17 protein-coding genes, 1 tRNA gene and 2 pseudogenes are annotated in these 17,789 nt (G+C 65.2%); 9 read left to right on the top strand and 11 right to left on the bottom strand.

Features of this window, described 5'->3' with window-relative positions:
• Positions 1-26: 26 nt before the first annotated feature.
• Positions 27-1,595, top strand: a complete 1,569-nt coding sequence (locus tag E0E39_RS12070; RefSeq protein ID WP_165444774.1) for a beta-N-acetylhexosaminidase — start codon at positions 27-29, stop codon at positions 1,593-1,595.
• Between the two features lie 10 nt (positions 1,596-1,605).
• Here the strand turns inward: E0E39_RS12070 and E0E39_RS16425 are convergent.
• Positions 1,606-1,965, bottom strand: a pseudogene (locus E0E39_RS16425) (transposase); the annotation flags it as partial.
• A gap of 874 nt (positions 1,966-2,839) precedes the next feature.
• Here E0E39_RS16425 and E0E39_RS12060 point away from each other — a divergent pair.
• From E0E39_RS12060 to E0E39_RS16825, 3 genes and pseudogenes are all read left to right on the top strand, one after another.
• A complete protein-coding gene (locus E0E39_RS12060; RefSeq protein WP_130874962.1) occupies positions 2,840-3,094 on the top strand; it encodes a hypothetical protein in 255 nt (84 codons plus the stop codon).
• A 46-nt stretch (positions 3,095-3,140) separates the two neighbouring features.
• Positions 3,141-4,286 carry an MFS transporter gene (locus E0E39_RS12055; RefSeq protein ID WP_130874961.1) on the top strand — a complete coding sequence of 382 codons (1,146 nt, stop codon included), beginning with the start codon at positions 3,141-3,143 and terminating at the stop codon, positions 4,284-4,286.
• Positions 4,287-4,470: 184 nt separating this feature from the next.
• A pseudogene (locus E0E39_RS16825) lies at positions 4,471-4,614 on the top strand (transposase); the annotation flags it as partial.
• Between the two features lie 116 nt (positions 4,615-4,730).
• On the opposite strand, the gene E0E39_RS15845 reads toward E0E39_RS16825, so the two are convergent.
• The 6 genes from E0E39_RS15845 to E0E39_RS12020 form a co-directional block, all read right to left on the bottom strand.
• The gene (locus tag E0E39_RS15845) at positions 4,731-4,874 is read right to left on the bottom strand and encodes a hypothetical protein (protein WP_165444772.1); all 144 of its coding nucleotides are present in this window, start codon (positions 4,872-4,874) and stop codon (positions 4,731-4,733) included.
• A gap of 177 nt (positions 4,875-5,051) precedes the next feature.
• The gene (locus E0E39_RS12040; RefSeq protein ID WP_130874960.1) at positions 5,052-6,410 is read right to left on the bottom strand and encodes a hypothetical protein; all 1,359 of its coding nucleotides are present in this window, start codon (positions 6,408-6,410) and stop codon (positions 5,052-5,054) included.
• A 185-nt stretch (positions 6,411-6,595) separates the two neighbouring features.
• On the bottom strand, positions 6,596-7,465 hold the full coding sequence (locus E0E39_RS12035; protein WP_130874959.1) for an NUDIX hydrolase: 870 nt from the start codon (positions 7,463-7,465) through the stop codon (positions 6,596-6,598).
• Positions 7,462-9,546, bottom strand: coding sequence for an RNA degradosome polyphosphate kinase (locus E0E39_RS12030; RefSeq protein WP_130874958.1), 2,085 nt, complete (start codon positions 9,544-9,546; stop codon positions 7,462-7,464). Before E0E39_RS12030 ends, E0E39_RS12035 begins: the two co-directional genes overlap by 4 nt.
• Positions 9,543-10,361, bottom strand: a complete 819-nt coding sequence (gene mshD / locus E0E39_RS12025; protein WP_130874957.1) for a mycothiol synthase — start codon at positions 10,359-10,361, stop codon at positions 9,543-9,545. Before mshD ends, E0E39_RS12030 begins: the two co-directional genes overlap by 4 nt.
• Positions 10,354-11,010 (bottom strand): winged helix-turn-helix transcriptional regulator, encoded by a 657-nt coding sequence (locus E0E39_RS12020; RefSeq protein ID WP_130874956.1) that lies wholly within the window; start codon positions 11,008-11,010, stop codon positions 10,354-10,356. The genes mshD and E0E39_RS12020 overlap by 8 nt, the downstream gene beginning before the upstream one ends.
• 212 nt (positions 11,011-11,222) lie before the next feature.
• Between E0E39_RS12020 and E0E39_RS12015 the strand changes: the two genes are divergently transcribed.
• Positions 11,223-12,599: a UTP--glucose-1-phosphate uridylyltransferase gene (locus tag E0E39_RS12015; RefSeq protein ID WP_130874955.1), complete on the top strand. Its 1,377-nt coding sequence runs from the start codon at positions 11,223-11,225 to the stop codon at positions 12,597-12,599.
• Positions 12,600-12,601: 2 nt separating this feature from the next.
• Positions 12,602-12,946, top strand: a complete 345-nt coding sequence (locus tag E0E39_RS12010; RefSeq protein ID WP_130874954.1) for a hypothetical protein — start codon at positions 12,602-12,604, stop codon at positions 12,944-12,946.
• Positions 12,947-12,991: 45 nt separating this feature from the next.
• On the opposite strand, the gene mscL is transcribed toward E0E39_RS12010, so the two are convergent.
• From mscL to E0E39_RS11990, 4 genes are all read right to left on the bottom strand, one after another.
• Positions 12,992-13,351, bottom strand: coding sequence for a large conductance mechanosensitive channel protein MscL (gene mscL, locus E0E39_RS12005; RefSeq protein ID WP_130874953.1), 360 nt, complete (start codon positions 13,349-13,351; stop codon positions 12,992-12,994).
• 352 nt (positions 13,352-13,703) lie between these two features.
• On the bottom strand, positions 13,704-14,318 hold the full coding sequence (locus tag E0E39_RS12000) for an SAF domain-containing protein (protein WP_130874952.1): 615 nt from the start codon (positions 14,316-14,318) through the stop codon (positions 13,704-13,706).
• A gap of 153 nt (positions 14,319-14,471) precedes the next feature.
• Complete coding sequence (locus tag E0E39_RS11995; protein ID WP_130874951.1) at positions 14,472-14,756, bottom strand: FmdB family zinc ribbon protein; 285 nt, start codon at positions 14,754-14,756, stop codon at positions 14,472-14,474.
• Positions 14,757-14,787: 31 nt separating this feature from the next.
• On the bottom strand, positions 14,788-15,363 hold the full coding sequence (locus E0E39_RS11990) for a 5-formyltetrahydrofolate cyclo-ligase (protein ID WP_130874950.1): 576 nt from the start codon (positions 15,361-15,363) through the stop codon (positions 14,788-14,790).
• Between the two features lie 17 nt (positions 15,364-15,380).
• Between E0E39_RS11990 and E0E39_RS11985 the strand changes: the two genes are divergently transcribed.
• The 3 genes from E0E39_RS11985 to E0E39_RS11975 all read left to right on the top strand — a co-directional run bounded on the left by E0E39_RS11985 (position 15,381) and on the right by E0E39_RS11975 (position 17,634).
• The gene (locus E0E39_RS11985) at positions 15,381-16,670 is read left to right on the top strand and encodes a molybdopterin molybdotransferase MoeA (RefSeq protein WP_130874949.1); all 1,290 of its coding nucleotides are present in this window, start codon (positions 15,381-15,383) and stop codon (positions 16,668-16,670) included.
• A gap of 76 nt (positions 16,671-16,746) precedes the next feature.
• Positions 16,747-17,511 (top strand): hypothetical protein, encoded by a 765-nt coding sequence (locus tag E0E39_RS11980; RefSeq protein WP_130874948.1) that lies wholly within the window; start codon positions 16,747-16,749, stop codon positions 17,509-17,511.
• A 47-nt stretch (positions 17,512-17,558) separates the two neighbouring features.
• A tRNA-Ala gene (locus E0E39_RS11975) sits at positions 17,559-17,634 on the top strand.
• The last annotated feature ends 155 nt before the right edge of the window (positions 17,635-17,789 follow it).

Here is a 17,789-nt window from a genome sequence, read left to right as displayed (position 1 = left end):
CGGTGCCGACTCGAAGGAGAGTTCCCATGCCGTCCCTGATACCTCTTCCAGCACTCGTCGAATGGGGAGAGGGGGAGTACGTACTGACCGATCGGAGCACGATCGGTTGCCACGCCGGGGCGGGTCCGGAGGAGGCCGAGGCCGTCCGGGCCGCACGGCTGGTGTTGTCCACCACCACGGGTCTGCCAATGCCTCTCGCCGACGAACCGGGCATTCTCGTCGGGATCGACCCCGACCTGCCCGCCGAGGGCTACCGGCTCGAGGTGCGATCCGACGGCGTGAACATCAGCGCGGCCGACCGGCGAGGCGCGCTGTGGGCGGCCCAGACCCTGCTGCAGCTCGGGGGCGACGACGTCTACACCGCCGCGTTGGGTAGACCGGTGAGGGTGGCGACCGCACGGATCGAGGACTCGCCCCGGTTCGCGTGGCGCGGCGCGATGCTCGACTCGGCCCGTCACTTCCTCCACGTGGCGGAGATCCTCGACTTCATCGACTGGATGGCCCGCCACAAACTCAACGTTCTCCACTGGCACCTCACCGATGACCAGGGCTGGCGGATCGCATCGGAGCAATACCCGCTGCTGGCGGAGAAGGCCAGCTGGCGTTCCCACACCTCGAACCCGACGTGGGGTGGCGACGGCACCCCGCACGGCGGCTGCTACACCATCCCCCAGATTGCCGACGTCGCCGAATATGCCCGGCAGCGGGGCATAGGGATCGTCCCCGAGATCGACCTGCCCGGGCACGCCACCGCCCTGCTGGTGGCCCACCCCGAGTTCGCCACCGACCCCGCGGCGGTCACCGAGGTCGCGTGCCACCCGGACGTCTTCGACAACGTCCTCAACCTCTCCCCCGGGGCACTCGATTTTGTGCACGGGATCTGGTCCGAGGTGCTGGAGGCCACCGGTGCCCGCTACGCCCACATCGGAGGCGACGAGGTACCGACCGTGCAGTGGGAGACCTCCGGGGAGATGGCGCGCCGGGCCGCGGGACTCGGAGTCGACGACGTCACCTCGCTCCAGCGCTGGTTCACGCTGCACATCCGCGATTGGATGCTGCGGCGCGGGGTCACCCCCATCGGATGGGACGAGGTGATCGGCGACGGGCCCGTCGCAGGCATGGTGTGCCAGGCGTGGCGGGGCGCAGCGCACGGCGTCAGGGCCGCCGAACAGGGCATGGACGTGATCATGAGCCCCAACACCCACACCTACTTCGACTACTACCAGTCCGACCTGCCGGTCGAACCCTATGCCCAACCCGCCACCACAACCCTGGAACAGGTCCACGGTTTCGACCCGCTCGAGGGCATGCCGCCCGGGTCGGCGTCGCGCGTTCTGGGAACACAGTTCCAGCTCTGGTCGGAATTCCTGCCCACCTACCGGGCCGTGCAGTACGCGGCCTGGCCGCGCGGCTGCGCGCTGGCGGAGGTGGCATGGTCGCGGCCGGAGGGACGGGACCACGCCGAGTTCATCTCCCGGCTCGCAGGGCACATCAAGCGTTTTGACGCGGCGGGCCTGGGCCACCGTCCCTTGACCGGCCCGCACCCTTGGCAGGAGGGTGGCACGGGGTGGCGTCGCCGCCCACCCGCGAGCTGAGCGTGCGCCTCTGGTTGTCCAGGGCCTTGACGAGGTTGTCGGCCTTACGGGTGGAGGCCTCTTTCTATCCAGGCGGTGCAGATCACCGGGTACAACGCCTTGTCGACTCGTCGGCGGGATGCGACATCGAGGGGAGGAACGAACCTTCGCGTAGTTTAGGGATGGCGAGTTCGAGTTGCCCTGTGGGGGTGGAAAGGACCTTCTCGCGGGTGCCGTTGCGGCGGGTGGTGCTCTGACTGGTGCGTTCGTAACGGTCCGCGCCGATCCGGGCGGTGACTTCGGCGTTGATGAGGTTCTGCAAGCCGGTCTGCAACAGGCGTCGGAACGCTTCCTCGTGGGCGAGGCTCGGATTGTCGAGGAGTTCCTGCAGGCTTCTTTCTCAGGAGGCTTATTCACAGCCATCCTCAAGCGCGCTCCGACTAGGGGTTTCACTGGTCGACGCGCCGCCTGTGAATAAGCCTCCAGGTGTGATGAGTAAGCTTTTCTTCTCGTCTTCTGTGTGGCATCTGCGGGGGGAGGAGGGTGCCGGGGTGGTTCTGCCCGGACGGGTGTCGTTATGCTTGGGGGTGCCGGGTAGGTTGCTTGGCGAGGGGTCTGTGGTGGTGTGGGCTGTTGCGAGACCTCTGGTCGTGTCGTCTCCCCCGGGGAGCGCTCGCAGGGGTTTGACTAGGTGTTTTACCTCCTGACAACTCAACAGGGTGTTGTTGCGGAGCCCCGCGAGACGGAGCGCTCGCAGAGGCTGGTAAAGTTCCTTGTCAGGACCGCCTTCCGAGGCGAGCCGACTTGTTCCGGTCTTCCAGACCGGACTTCATTGAGACCCGTTGACCTCCCATACGGACGGGTTGATGACGAGATGTTGTTCCGGTCTTCCAGACCGGACTTCATTGAGACACTTGCAGGGAAAGATGACGAATACCTTGAGATGCGTTGTTCCGGTCTTCCAGACCGGACTTCATTGATACTAGAGAGTTACGGCGTCGCCGCATTGCGGATTGTGATGGCCGGTGCTCCGCCTGCGAACAAGCATCCAACTGCATAACTTTTTCGTAAGTCCTTGGCTTGATTGAGGCTTGTTCACAGGATGCTGGTTGAGCCAGCTCGTGAGCGCCAGCGAACGGCTGTGTCGAAACCACCCGGCGGCCGAGAAGCACACTCGGACCCCGGAGTCCTCGGACACCTATGGGGTGGTTTCGACTCGGACTGCTCCTTCGTCGCGGTCCGGCTCAACCAGCTTCGGAGAGGCCATGAACAAGCCTCATTATACTGAGCGATACCGTGATCGCGCTGGTATTTTCTTCAAAACGTGCTACGAAACGAGAAGAATCGGAGAGAATGAAGAGAATGAATTGCAAATCCTTAAGAGCATGAGAAATGATCTCTCTTATTTTGGTGAAGCTGATTTTATTAATGCTTATCGCGATCAAATGGAATCTCAATCTATGCGCAACTTTCTGAGTTGGCTGGAAGAAGCCAAAGCTATTGCATCGGTGAAATGGTAGCTGATCTTGCACAAGTTGAAAAGTCGGTGGTTCGAAACCAGTATGGATTCTGGGCTCGATTGCTTGGTGGCTGACCATACCGATCGTAGCCAGAGAGATCGTCGGCAGTAGCGGAAGTGAGATCTCCCTGCTGGTCACCGCAATGAGCGTCGCCGGGGCGGTCTTCGGTATTCCCCTGTCGCGTCTGGTGACACGACTTGGGACGTCGGGTCTATGGACGATTGGCGTGTTCCGGGTTGTCGTTGTCGGTGTGACTTTGGCATTACTTTTTGGGTTCCCTAAGGGAGGATTCTGGATACTGCTTGTGGCGTCGATCGTCATGGGTGGGATTGAAGTTTCTCATGCGATGACGCAACAAATCACCGTGTCATTGCTCTTTGCCCGCAAAAATGTCGTGTCAATCAATGGCCGTCTGACGCTTGCTCAGTCCTTGTCCCAGGTCGTTGGGGCGGCAGGATTCGGCGCTGTTCTTGACCGCATAAACCCAGTATTCGGGTTTCTGATCGACGCGATGCTGAATCTGTTCGGGATGGGAGCCGCCAAGAAGGTTAAATCATGTGCGCGAGGATCTGAGTCGGAAGGGAAGGGAGAGGGGGTGGGTGAGCGTTCCGGGATGTGGGTAATTCGCAGGCGCGGTTTTGTCTTTCTCCTGGTAGCGGCCTTGGTGATGCGTTTCTTCCTCAACATGTCAGTGGCTGTTCAATCTGCCTACATGGTGACGGATCTCTTGGCTGGTGCCGCACAGTTGGGGTTTGCGTTCGCCATCGGGTCAATTGGTGGCGTGCTGACAGGTTTCTTCGTCTCGCGCTGGGGGGAACGGATTTCCCTAAAGGTGCTGATGCGAGTGGGGTCGCTGATGGTTGCTGCTCCTCAGCTTTTGATCCTGATCGCCACTCCTGGCTGGGGTGTGCTCATGGTTGGTGTCGCCAACATGTTCTCGGGAATTGGTGCATCCCTGTTTTCTATCGCATCGATTTCCTTGAGGCAGCGAAAATTGTTCACTTCTGAGCTTGGTGCAGTGGCAGGTGTCTTTGCGAGCCTAGGTAATGTCGTTGGGATCCTTGGATCGCTGCTGGGGGCGAGCTTGGCTTTCATCGTTTCATTGAAAACGGTGCTTGTCATTTCGGTTCTTGGGTTGGCTTTTCTCCCGGTGATCTGTCTCCGGATTGCGGCTATGGAAATGAAGAATTAGAAATGAGGTTTATTCGCGGGCAGAGAGTTCGTCGGTGCGATCCTCCCATCAGGGTCCGGCGTTTCCCCCGGCCTGGCTCATATTGGTTTCGTGTTCGTGAGGTGGGGCGGATGGTTTTGTGCCAGGTTCGGGTTTCGTATGGGAGGGGTCTTGGCGGTGACAGTGAGGTGTAGCACTCCTATGCGGAACCACACCGATCCCGGTCTCCTCCGGGCGTACTGACCGCCACCGCTTCTCCAGAGACGGAGACCGCCAAGCCAACGCCGCCTTGCACCACATCGTCAAAGTCCGCATCCTACGACCCGACCACGATCACGTACCGCGATGAACGCTTAGCACGAGGATGGACCAGCAATGACATCTTTCGAGCCCTCAAACGAGCCGTCGCCCGCGAGATCTTCCACGCCCTCGCCGGCCACACCACCGCTCCTGACTACTCCGGATTTACGACCAGCGCGACGCGCCAAGAACCTCACCCTGACGGCAGCCGCCAACCACCTCGGCGTATGGCCCGCCCGCATCGGCGAACTCGAACTCGGACGACAACCCGACGAAGAACTCCCCACCCGCTACCGAGTATGACTCCACGCCGCCTGACCAACTCGCCCCAAAAGCCGTCCTCACCACTTGACACGGCACAGGAGCATCACTCCCAGTCGTGTCTGGCCAAGGTCTTGATGTGTGGAAGTGGTTGAGCCGGGCCGCTCCTTCGTCGCGGTCCGGCTCAACTGTGAACAAGCCTCAGGCATACCCGTCGGTGAGGTGTCACGGTGCGAGGTGCAGCACCACCGGCCAGTTGTTGTCCCCGCCCGAGGCCGAGTAGTTCCAGAAGTTGGTGTCCAACCACTGGTTGCCGTGCAGGTGCTGGGCCCGCGACTCGGTGAAGGCGGCAGGCCAGGTGAAACCCCGACCGGAACCGTTGCGATGGGCCGCGAACTTCCAGCGGCTGCCGCCCTCGGGTCGCAGTTCCAGGTCGTAGGTGCCCCCGGCGCGCAGCACGACATCCTGCGGGGTGGACACGTCGTACCAGACGAAGTTGGTCACGTTGACAGGCGCCTTCTTGCCGTCCACGGTTTTGTACCCCATCGTGTACGGCGCGAACCTCACCTCGTCCTGGATCGTCCCGGAAGCCAGCTCCCGTGATCCCTCCAGGATGCGCCACCGCAGGCTGCCCGCGACGGTGGCGACGGCCGCCACCGACACTCCCGTGACATGCTTGTCGACGGAGGGGGTGAAACGCTCCCGGATCGGCCTGGACGCGTCGGTTTCGTAGGTGCGATCGGGGTCGACGCTGCCGCTCTCCATGTCGGAGGACCCCTGCGACGCCCCGTCGGTGGTGGTGAGCTGCATGATCGGGGCGGCCAGCCTGTCCTTCGTCCCTGCCGATGTGAGGTCGAGCCAGGTGCGTTCCGCCCCGGCCCCCTGTGGACGGTCCCCGATCAGCGTCGCCCAGTCGGTGTTGTTCAACCACCGGGCGGGGCGGCCGACGGTGCTCGGGACGAGCACGTTGTTGTTGCTGATGTAGTTCGCTCCCGGCAGCGGATCGATGTTCTCCAGCACCACGTGGTACAGCTCGCCCGCCACCAGGGGAGCCGGGCTCTCCTCGAAGGTGAGCTCGTCCAGCAGGGAAGCTTGTGCTCCCGGCGCCAGCCCCGGGACGAAGTGGGTGCGGGCCAGCGGGGAACCATCCAGGGCGGGCAGGTGCTGGTCGGAGCCGTCGTCGGGCAGCACGGTGATGCGGATCCTCCCACCCGTGCCGGCCGAGTAGCCGCCTGGACCTGCCGGCCAGTAGAGGCGGATCTTCTGCAGCGACCCGGCGATCACGGCGCGAAACCGCAGGGAGGAGATCCTGTCCACCGTGCCAATGGTCCCGATGGGGACGTTGTACAGGGTCGACATGGTGAAGACCCCGGGACCGTAGAGGCGGGCGAAATCCGCCGAGTCCAGACGGAGCCCACCCTCGGGGGGCAGCACCAGACGGGAGGGGTCTCCGGTGCCGGTCGAGTCCGTGGTCCCGGCGCGGGCCAGTGCGCCGGGAAGGCCCAGCGACGCCGCGGCCGACAGACCCATCACGCCGAACGACCGGCGCGAAATGCGGTGCTGTTGCGGGAAGAAGCTGTTCATCGCAGTCCTCGTTTCCCTCGTTGCCTGATCAACAATCCTACAACCTGTTCACCACCGTGCCACCGGAGCACACCCGGTTGAGCCCGGTCGTGAACACCCACGTCGAAACCACGCGGGTGGGCAATGGCTTCGACACGACCTGCTCCTTCGTCGCGGGTCGGCTCAACCAGCGCGGAGATGTGTTCTCAGGCCGTCGGTTTGAAGGTCTCCATGGTCACCAGACCGTCGGGGCCGAAGTGCAGGGCACGCACCTCCGAGACCACCATCGGTTTGTCCTTGACCCCCAGGCCCGCGTACATCTCCGGCAGCACCGGACGGTGCCCGCACACCGCCGTCGGGCGGTCGAGGTTCCTCAACAGCTCCGCCATGAGTTTGCGCACCGCCTTCGGGTTCTTCGCCGCGGATTCCTCGGTGAGCTGATCATAGGTGTCGATGCCGATCTTCTGGGTTTTCGCGTAGGGCTTGAGCGTTTCCTTGCAGCGCGCCGACGCGGAACTGACGAGACGCTCGACCCCGAAGGCCGCCAGCACGTCGACGAGGCGTTCCGCCTGGTCCCGGCCCCGGCCCGAGAGGCGGCGTTTCCGGTCGTCACCGGACCAGTGTTTGCGCTGCATCGCCTTGGCGTGGCGGACGATCAGCAGCGCGTTCGTCGGCGGAGCGGCGACGGCCGCCTCGATCACGGCGCGTTCATCCGGGTAGGTGACCTTCTCCAGCGCCGCATCGACGGGAAACCACTTCACCGCCGACACCTCGTGGTCGGGTCGGCGGGGGCGTTGTGACAGTGTTGCGGAACGCCAGTAGTGAACGGCCTTCGGGCCCTTGCCGACCTTGTAACGAATACTGGGCAGCCGCAGCCCCAGGCGTGCCGCCACCCCCGTCTCCTCCCGGATCTCGCGGATCGCGGTCTCCGGAAGCAGCTCGTCGGCCTCCCCCTTGCCCTTCGGCAGCGACCAGTCGTCGTAGTGCTTCCGGTGGATCAGCAGCACCTGGAGACCGTTGGTGTGCTCGCGCAGCACCACACCCCCCGCGGAGACGATCTTCGGTTTCTTGCTCATCGGCGTCGCCTCTCGCGGGTGAGCCGGATCAGCTCCTCCTGCAGGTCGGTCAGCGGCCGGCCATCGGGGTCGGTGGTGTGAACCGACCAGGTGCGGTCCCGCAGCTCCCAGTGGACGGTGCGGTCGTCGAAGGCGCGGTCGAACAGGTCCCTGATGCGGGCGATGTGGTCCGGGTTCGACAACCCGACGACGGCCTCGACGCGCCGGTCCAGGTTGCGGTGCATCAGGTCTGCCGACCCGATCCCGACGTTGGGTTTCCCGCCCGCCTCGAACCAGTAGATGCGGGAGTGCTCCAGGAACCGCCCCAGGATGGAACGCACCCGGATGTTCTCGCTCAAACCCTCCACGCCGGGCCTGATGGTACAGATTCCTCGCACCCACACGTCCACCTTCACCCCCGCCCGGGATGCGCGGTAGAGGGCGTCGATGACGGCCTCGTCGACGATGGAGTTCACCTTGATGCGGATCCCCGACGGCAACCCGGCGGCGTGGTTGGCGATCTCGGTTTCGATGCGTTCCAGCAGACCGCTGCGGATGCCGTGCGGGGCGACGAGCAGCCGCCGGTACTCGGTCTGGTGGGTGATCCCCGACAGGTGGTTGAACAGGCGCGCCACGTCGTCGGTGATGACGGGGTTGGCGGTCAGCAATCCCATGTCCTCATAGCTGCGGGCGGTCTTGGGGTGGTAGTTGCCGGTGCCGACGTGGGCGTAGCGGCGCAGCCCGCCGGATTCCTCGCGCACCACCAGCGACAGTTTGCAGTGGGTCTTCAAACCGACCATGCCGTAGACGACGTGCACCCCCGCCTGCTCCAGCTGCCTGGCCCAGGAGATGTTGTTCTGCTCGTCGAAACGGGCCTTGATCTCCACCACCGCGAGCACCTGCTTGCCCGCCTGCGCGGCCTCGATGAGGGCGTCGACGATGGGCGAGTCACCGGAGGTGCGGTACAGGGTCTGTTTGATGGCCAGCACCGCCGGGTCCGCGGCGGCCTGCTCGATGAACCGCTGCACGCTGGTGGCGAACGAGTCGTAGGGGTGCTGCACCAGCACGTCGCGGCGTTTCAACGCCTTGAACATGTCGGCGGGGGAGGACGACTCCACCTCCGCCAGGTCCGGGTGGGTGATCGGCAGGAAACCCGGGTACTTGAGATCCTCGCGGTGCGAGTCCTCCAGGGCGAACAGGCCCGTCAGGTCGAGGGGAGTGGGCAGGTGGAAGACCTCGCCGGGGGCGACGTCCAGTTCGCTGATGATGGTGGCCAGCATCGTCTCGTCGATGTCCTCCTCCACCTCCAGGCGCACGGGCGGGCGTCCCACCTTGCGTCGCAGCAGCTCCTTCTCCAGCGCGTAGAGGAGGTTCTCGGCGTCGTCCTCCTCCACCTCGATGTCCTCGTTGCGGGTGACGCGGAAGGTGGCGTGGTCCAGCACCTCCATGCCCGCGAACAGCTGTCCGAGGTGCCGGGAGATGATCTCCTCCAGGGGCACGAACCGTCCCTCCGCCAGTTTCACGAACCGCGACAGATTGGTGGGCACCTTCACCCGGGCGAACTGGCTGGCGCCCGTCGCGGGATTGCGCAGCAGTACGGCGAGGTTCACCGACAACCCGGAAATGTAGGGGAACGGGTGGGACGGATCCACGGCGAGGGGGGTCAACACCGGGAAGATGCGTTCACCGAACAGGGTGCGCATCCGGTCCTTCTCCGCGGCGGTCAGCTCGTCCCAGGTGAGGATCTCGATGCCCTCGGCGCGCAGCTGGGGTCGGATCTCCTGCTGGAACAGGCGGGACTGTTCCGCGACGAGTTCGGCTGTGCGTTCCAGGATCGAGGCGTGCAGCTGACCCGGCCGGGCGCCCGTGATGGCGGTCACCGCCACCCCGGCCTGGATGCGGCGTTTCAACCCTGCGACCCGCACCATGAAGAACTCGTCGAGATTGCTGGAGAAGATCGCCAGGAACTTCACGCGCTCCAGCAGGGGGATGCGTCCTGCGTCCCGGGCCAGGTCCAGCACCCGGTTGTTGAAGTCCAGCCAGGCCAGTTCCCGGTCCAGGTATCGGTGCTTCGGGAGTTTCCCGTTTCCCTGCCCGGTCACGGCGTGTCTCCCCCCGTCCGGTAGGCGGTGTCGACGCTCAACGTGCGGAAACCGGTGGCGGCATACAGCGCCACCACCCGCTCCTCCGTGGCCTCCACGTACAGTTCGACGTTCTCGCAGCCGACCGAGCACAGATGGGCCAGTCCCGCCGTCAACAGGGCGCGCCCCAGCCCCGCGCCCCCGTGGTCGGGATGGACCGCCAGGACGTAGACCTCCCCCAGGGTCGCGTCGTGACGTTTCGTCCAGTGGAAACCCACCACCTCGTCGTCGTGGTGTGCCACCAGCAACCCGGCCGCATCGAACCACGGCTGCCGGGCCAGCGCCTGGAAGTCGTCGACGGTGAGGCGTCCCTGCTCGGGGTGGTGCGCGAAGGCAACCCGGTTGACCTCCACCACCCCTTCGGTGTCCGCCGTTTCGAAGGGGAGGATGCGGTAGCCGGGAGGTGCGGGTACCGCGGTGATTCCCGGGAGGGGACGTCCCATCCGCAGCAGCTCACGTACCGGCCGGAGCCCCAGTTTCGCCGCGATGGCACGGGCGGCCGGCAGGGTGCGGAACGCCCAGACGGAGTGCCCGGGACGGGCCCTGACGGCCTCGGCCACCAGGGAAGTGCCGAGCCCCTTGCCGCGTGCTCCCGGGGAAACGGCGACCAGGATGGTGCCGTCGTGGTCGTCGAGGATCGCGAAACCGTCCTGGTGGGCCAGCACCTCACCCTTCCGGGCGCGCTCCAGCACCAGGAGAGCGGAGTCGTTGAGCGGACTGAAACCGTCACGGGCCTCGCAGGCCGCAGCTATCACACGGGGGTCGAGTTCAGGCATCGTGATCCTCCCAACGGGCCGTGAACCGGTAACCGACGTTGCGCACGGTCCCGATGAAATGGTCGAACTGGCCGAGCTTCGCGCGCAGCCTCCGGATGTGGACGTCGACGGTGCGGGTGCCGCCGAAGTAGTCGTAACCCCACACCTTGCTGAGCAGCACCTCGCGGGTCAGCACCTTGCCCTGGTGCTGCACCAGGTAGCGGAGCAGCTCGAACTCGGTGTAGGTCAGGTCGAGGGGGTCGCCGGAGATGGTGGCGTGGTAGGCGTCCTCGTCGATGCGGATGGGGCCGGCCACCAGTATGTGCGGCTGTTCTCCCGCGTGCAGCAGCAGCCGCAGCCGGACGTCGATCTCCGCCGCCTCGCAGCCGTCGAGCACGAAGTCCGAGAAGCCCCAGTCGTGGCTCAGCAGCCCCAGGGCCGAGGTCGTGACCATGAGCAGCACGGGCATGTCGGGATGGGTTTGCCGGACGATGGTGGTGGCGGTGCGCGCCCAGGCGAGGTCGCTCCGGGCATCGACGACAACAACGTCGACGACGTCCATGCGGCGCAGGGCCTCCTCCGCGCTCGCGGCGGTGCTGAGGTCGTGATTCAGCAGCGACAGGAAGTCGGGCGCCGGACCGGTGGGGGAGACCAGTAGGATCGAACTCACCATCACCTCCCAGTCTCTGCGAGTCCCTATCGTATCCGTACACGCAGCGTGACGGGCCCGCCCGAGCGGGGCGTACCGGGATTTGAGGGACGGCGTGGTGCGGTGGAGGCCGTACGACACGAACCGGGAGTCCCGAAACGATTCGGCGCGCATCTGCGCCGTGACATTTCCCGTTCACTAGGATGACGGTGAACAGTAGAAGGGAGACCGCAATGTCGCAACAGGGTCTGGAAGCCGCTCGCAGGAAGATGATTGAGGCCCGGGTGGTTCCCTCCGCGGTCGAGGTGTTCTCCCACTACTACCGGCTCCTCGAGTCGGGGGAAACCGGACTGATCCGGGAGGAGAGCATCGACCCCCTGCTCGATCCACCGATGCTCGATGACGTCGAGGTCAGCGACAACGAGGCCCGCGAAGCGATCGGTGCCACCGTCATCATCAAGCTCAACGGTGGGCTTGGCACGTCGATGGGGCTCGACAGGGCCAAGAACCTCCTCGAGGTGCGTGATGGCCTGAACTTCCTGGACCTCATCGTGCGGCAGGTGCGGGCCGCCCGGCGGGACTGGGACGCCCCGTTGCCGTTGTTGTTCATGAACTCCTTCCGCACCGAGGCGGACACCCTCGCCCACCTGGAGCGCTATCCCGACCTTCCCGTCGATGATCTGCCGCTCAGCTTCCTGCAGAGCCAGGAACCGAAACTCCGGGCCGATGACCTGACCCCGGTGGAGTGGCCGAAGGATCCTTCGCTGGAGTGGTGCCCGCCCGGTCACGGTGATCTCTACACCGCGCTGTGGGGACACAACCTGCTGCAACGGTTGACCGAGAAGGGGTTCCGCTACGCATGCATCTCCAACGGGGACAACCTCGGGGCCGCGCCGAACGCCCGTCTGGCAGGGTGGTTCGCGGCCTCGGGTGCCCCCTACGCCGCCGAGCTGTGCCGCCGCACCATCAACGACCGCAAGGGCGGGCACCTGGCCATCCGCAAACACGACGGGCAGCTCATCCTCCGTGACACGGCCCAGACCGCACCCGAGGAGATGGAGTACTTCACCGACGAGCACCGGCATCCTTTCTTCCACACCAACAACCTGTGGTTCGACCTGCAACGCCTGCTCGACACCATCCGCGAACGCGACGCGGTCCTCGGCCTGCCGATGATCCGCAACGAGAAAACGGTGGATCCGGCCGATCCCGACTCGCCCGGGGTCATTCAGGTTGAGACGGCGATGGGGGCCGCGATCGAGGTTTTCCCGGGGGCCACCGCCATCTGCGTCGGGCGTGACCGGTTCCAGCCCGTCAAGACCACCAATGAGCTGTTGCTGCTGCGTTCCGACGTCTACGACCTCGACGAGGACGGTCATCTCGTGGCGCGTTCCGCGACACCCGAGATCAGCCTGGACCCCCGGTACTACAAGACCATTCAGGATTTCGACGCCCGCATCCCGCGGACCCCGTCGCTGCGCGGGGCCGAGAGCCTCCGGGTCAAGGGCGACTGGACCTTCGAACCGGACGTGAGGGTGGTGGGTTCCGTCGAGCTGTCCGATGAGGGGGAGCCGCGGGTCATCCCGAGCGGTACCGTCCTGGGTGCCTGACCTTGGCCGACGAGGCGGTGGAACTCGCTCGGGCGTTGACGGGTGAGACCTTGCCGGTCACCGGGGATTCCACGGGCCTGGTCGCAGAGCTGACCCGGCTCGGATGGGGCGTTGAACGGTTGACCGCATTGCGGGAGGAGCGGATGCGGCTGCGGCTCCCCTGGCCCTTCCCGATCGACCTGGAGGTTCGTGACGAGCTGGGTTTCGCGCGCTTCGATGCGCTGCTGGCCCGGGTGAGGAAGGAACTGGGTCTGACCGGGACGAGGTCCCGGGCGCAGACCCCGGTGCGTCCGCTCAATGCCGACGAACGCCGGCTGCTGGCGGATCGGCCGCCCCACTGGGGATGATGGCTCGCCGAAGCTCTCACCCAGTGGAGCGGCACGTTGATGGAATCAGCCGCGGTTGCGGAGCAGGTCGCGGATCTCGGTGAGCAGTTCCTCGGAGCTGGGACCCTTCTCCTCTTCCTTCTTCGGGAAGTAGCGGTCGCGCAGCATGTTGTACGGCTTCACCACGCAGAAGTAGACGACGGCGGCGGTGATCAGGAAGGTGATCAGCGCATTGATGAACAGACCGACATTGACGTCGAGCAGGGTCACTTCAGAGAAGTCCGGCTGGCCGCCGATCTTACCTATGAAACCCATGAGAATCGCGGTGAACTCTTTGACCACCGCGGAGAAGACGGTACCGATGATGACTGCGACGGCAAGCTCGACGAGATTGCCCCGCATGATGAATTCTTTGAAGCCCTTCATCTGCTTTCCTCCTGTGCTCCGGCCTCGTGAACGCCGGAGAGCGGCCCGGGGCCTGGGGATTCAGACCCGGGTGGTCCTCGCGCAGAAGACCGGCATCACTCTATGCAGACGATGCCGGGCGAAGCCAGCATTTTCGGTCACAAACACCGGTTGGGGGTGAATTCTGGCCAATCGGATGACGTCGGTGGTGCCGAAAGCGACTTCTTCGGCGCGCGACCGAATGATGGCCGGAGCTCTGTTGATGGGCGTCGGTTCGCAATGCGCAGGGAGGACGTGTGTGTCGCGAGTGAGGATTCCCGGACCCGGTAGCGCGAGGGAACTTCACCGGCCGCCCCGTCCGCATGCAGAACTTCTATGGCTTGTTCCCGAGGATCACCGTCAGTTTTCCCTGCTGCCCCAGGGCGGAGATCTCGGGTCCGATGTCCGAGGGGACATCCACCAGGACGAGGGGTTTCGCATCGCCGCCCGGGTTCAGCAGCGTCCCGCTGGAGCTGGTGGGCGCGGCCGAGATCCGGGCGTCGGCGGTGACCACCTGCCCTGAATCGGCCAGCACCAGTGTGATCGGGGTGCCGGGGGTCATGAGTGATCTCAGCGAGTTGTCGCGAATCAGGACCGGCACCAGCGATCGTCCCTCGGCCAGCGACGGCGAGGCCGCCAGCATTCCGGGTTGCAGCACGGTGCCGGCTTCCAGGCCGAACCCCAGGGTCTGGCCGATGATCTCCCCGGGGTCCGCGAACCGCTGCCCGGGAAGTGCCTCGGATGGTAGCCGTGCGACCTTCAGGTCGTCGTTTCTCAGCACCGTCCCAGCCGCAACGGAACGGGTCAGGACAACCGCCGGTACCCGATCCTGGTCGTTGGGCGACAGGTGCGTCGCCATCGCGAAGGCACCGAGCCCCGCCAGCAGAGCCGCGATGGCGCGTCGATGCCAATTCAGGAAGCGCCCCAGGCGCCGGATGAAACTCTCCACATTCCCTTTATGGGCACGAACGATCCGCGCGGATCACTTTTCCACATGTCGACGCGAGGAGGGTTTCGTCGGGAGAGCCGGCCGAACCGAGCCATGCGCTGATGTTCGCAGGTCGGTTCGACCAGTTCGGGTTCTCCCGGTCCTGGAGTTCTCTCAGGATGCGGTCGTGGTGGTTTCCGTGGACTTGGTGGGGGTCGGGGCCGACTCCTTCTTGTCCTTCCCGGACTCCGGGACGGAGGCCGGTTTGGAGGTGGAGTTCGACGTGCGGGAGTCCGTCGCGTAGAACCCTGAACCCTTGAACACCACGCCGACGGCGCTGTAGACCTTCCGCAGGTCGCCACTGCAAGCCGGACAGGTGGTCAGGGCAGGGTCGGAGAACTTCTGGACGGCCTCGAGTTCCTTGCCGCAGGCCGTGCAACGGTACTGATAGGTGGGCATTCACGCTCCCGCTTCGGTGGACAAACGCGATTCAGGATACGCTCCCCGCCCCGAGACGGGTGAATCCGTTCTCCGTGACCACGGCATCGACGGGGAGATCGTGCGGTTCGCTGGGCAGCGCAGGCAGCACCTCGTCGGCGTTCGCCAGCGCCCAGACGGAGGCCCCGGGGCGGCGGTGGTGGAGTGCGCGGTCGTACCAGCCGCCCCCCATGCCCAACCGGGCGCCGTCGCGAGAAACCGCCAGACACGGCACCACGATCACGTCCGCCTGTTCGAGGGCCTCGATTCCCAGGGGAGGACCGGAGGGCTCGGGTATGCCCGCCCAGCCGGAACGCAGGTCATCGGTGGCCCAGGCCCAGTCCGGCCTCCTGGACAGTTTCGGGAGCAGCACCCGCCAGCCCCGGCTCCGCAACTCCTCGATGGCGGTCAGGGTGTCGGGTTCATGCCGACGTGACGCGTAGATGGCGATCACCCCGGGGGGTGGGAGCTCCTTCAGGAGAGCCGCGAGGCGGGCCTCGTCGCGGCTCTGCCAGCTGGCGTCGTCCAGTGTCCTGCGGCGCGCGGTGATGGTCTCGCGCAGCGCGCCCTTCTCATGTGTGAAATCCATTGGCCTATCGTAGAAACATGGCGCTTTTCGGTCGCAGGAAGCATGTGGAAGAGGAACCTCAGAGTGTGGAGGAGATCCCCGTCCCGACCCTTCCGCCGCCACCCGAGCCGGATCTCAACGGGCTGCGCCGTGTCCAGGACCACGTCGAGTATCTGCTGGAACTCGTCGAACCCCTCAAACCTTTCGGCATGTCGGTGTTGGAGGCGTGGAACCAGGTGATCTGTGAGGACATCGACTCCATGATCAACGTTCCACCGAATTCGACGAGCAAGGTGGCGGGCTATGCCGTGCGGGCCACCGATCTGTGGCAGGACAACCAGCTGGTGGAGTCGCTCCAGCTGGCCACCGGTACGGAACATCTCGGGATTGGTCAGGCCGTGCCCGTCGACGTCGGGGAGGTGGTTCCGCGCGGCACCACCGCGGTCCTGCCCTACTCCTACGCGACGATCGCCGGGGAGCGTATCGAGATCATCCAGGAGGTGGCCGAGGGCGAGTACCTGCGCTCCGCGGGCGAACACCTCGCGGTGGGGGACCGACTCCTCTCGGAGGGGGAGGTCCTGACGGACCGCAGCGTCGGGATGCTGGCAGCCGCGGGCATAGACAAGGTGCTGGTGCGTCCCAGACCGCGCGTCGTGGTGGTCAGCTCCGGAGCGGATCTGGTGGAGCCGGGGGAGAACGTCGGTTACGGCGAGTCCACGGACGCCAATTCGTTCCTGATCTCGGCCGCGGCCCGGGCGGCCGGGGCAACGGTCTTCCGGGTCGCCGTGCACTCCAACGACAAGCAGGAGCTGAAGCAGGCCATCACCGACCAGCTGATTCGTGCCGACCTGGTCATCTCCACGACCGGGGGGCGTCGTGAGGAGTACGAGGCCGTTGCCGAGGCCATGTCGGAACTGGGACTGGTGGATGCCGTCGAGGTCGCGATGTCACCGGGGCGCACCCAGACCTTCGGACTCATCGGCGAGGAACGCGTCCCGATGGTGATGCTGCCCGGGAATCCCGTGTCGGCCTACGTTTCCTTCCAGGTTTTCGTGTGGCCGCTGTTGCGACGTCTCATGGGCGCCGACGTGCGTCGCAGATCCGTACGTGCCATCGCCAGGACGACCATGCGCTCGATCTGGGGGCAGCGGCACCTGCTGCGCGCCGAGGTGATCGACGACGGGCGGCTCCGCACCGCCACCCGGATCAGCGACCCTTTTGCCATGGCCGAACTGGGTCGCGCAAACGCGTTGATCGTTTTGGACGAGGACACCGAGCTGGTGCGTCCCGGAGAGGCCGTCCACTGCTGGCTCCTGGACGAATCCTGAGGTTTTTTCAGGTTTCTTGGCGCGTCGGCGGCGTGCCACCAGTGCGAATCACATCGGTGTTGTTTAACGTGTGATCGTGCTCGCGGGAATTGTCATCAGTGTGTTGGTCCTGGCCGTTCTGGCCTTCGGGCTGCCCTGGTTGTCGGTGCACAAGGACGACCTGGACGCCCTCGACGGGGACCCGGCGGAACGCTTCTCCGGCTCCATGCGAATTCTGCGCGAGAACACCGTCGCCGACTACGACGACGAGCCTCCCGTGGAGGTGTCCACCCCCTTGACCCGCAGGGCCGAGCTCACCGAGTTGCGTCTGAGGGCCCGTGCTGCCGCCATGCGGCGGCGGCGCATGGTCACGATGCTCGGGGTGATGACCCTGCTGTGCGTGGGGCTCCGCGTGTTCAACGTGGTACCCGGCTGGGCGGTCGCGATCCCGGTCGTGGCGCTGGGAGCATTTCTGATCTCCGCACGGGTCGGGGTGAAGAGAATGCATCGCAGACTCGACGAGAAAGCCGCGCAGGTCAGGGCCGGTTACGTCGACAGCGAGTCCACCTCGATGATGAAGGCCGTCGAGGAGGAAACCTCCCACGAGTTCTCCGTCGACCTGACGGCACCCGAGAAGACCGGGCCGCTGTGGGACCCGATCCCCGTGATCACCCCCACCTACGTCTCGAAGCCGCTCGTGCCGCGAACCGTTCGCACCATTGACCTGTCGGCTCCCGTCACCAACACGGTCATCATTCCCACGGCCGAGCGCCCGGCGGCAGGACCGAAACCGCGGCGCGCCGCTCCTGCTGACTGGGACATGGAGGAGGAGAGCCACTGGCCCAGAGCCGTGGGGCAGTGACGATTTGCCACACCGCCGGATGCTGGTGCTACCATCGTCCGGTACTCGGGGCTATGGCGCAGCTGGTAGCGCGTCTCGTTCGCAATGAGAAGGTCAGGGGTTCGAATCCCCTTAGCTCCACCACAAGCGACTTACACGAAACATCACCCACGTGAATGTGGGTGTCGCCCTCCGGGAGTTCCTCCTGGAGAGTTTTTTGGTTGCCGGGGAGCTGGCGGCGGCGGTGTTGACGCGGCCTATGCCGCCTCGTCCCAGCACTCGGTGTCATGGTGGCGATA

Source organism: [Pseudopropionibacterium] massiliense (assembly GCF_900607225.1).
GTDB classification, from domain to species: domain Bacteria; phylum Actinomycetota; class Actinomycetes; order Propionibacteriales; family Propionibacteriaceae; genus Arachnia; species Arachnia massiliensis.
The sequence above is the reverse complement of the archived record's forward strand: the minus strand, read 5'-3'. Positions and strand labels throughout refer to the sequence as shown.